Source organism: Photorhabdus noenieputensis (assembly GCF_018448935.1).
Classification (GTDB): Bacteria; Pseudomonadota; Gammaproteobacteria; order Enterobacterales; family Enterobacteriaceae; genus Photorhabdus; species Photorhabdus noenieputensis.
In genome coordinates, this window is record NZ_RCWC01000200.1 from 1 (window position 1) to 350 (window position 350).

At 43.1% G+C, this 350-nt stretch carries 1 protein-coding gene; it reads right to left on the minus strand.

Annotated elements, in window-relative coordinates:
- On the minus strand, positions 1-350 hold a 350-nt coding region (locus EAE91_RS23855; RefSeq protein ID WP_214090584.1), incomplete at both ends, for a transposase.

Here is a 350-nt window from a genome sequence, read left to right on the forward strand (position 1 = left end):
ATACAGCCTAATTTCACCATCGACAGATAGTTTCGTGCTGTTTTTTCATAGCGTGTTGCAATACGTCTATTACCTTTCAAAAAACCAAAACAGCGTTCGACAACATTACGGTCACAATAAGCCTGTTCATCAAATTGTGTACGACCATCACTATTCCCTTTTTCATTGATTTTATAAGGAATAATGCTCTTTATGCTCAATTTGCGCAGGTAACCGCGGAGTGTTCTTCCCGAATAGCCTTTATCTGCCAACACCGCTTTGCCACGCCGTTTCATAAAACCATTCTTGCGTTGGACGCCTATGCCATCGAGCAAAGGAATAGCCGTTTGACTTTCATGGGCCTGGCCTGC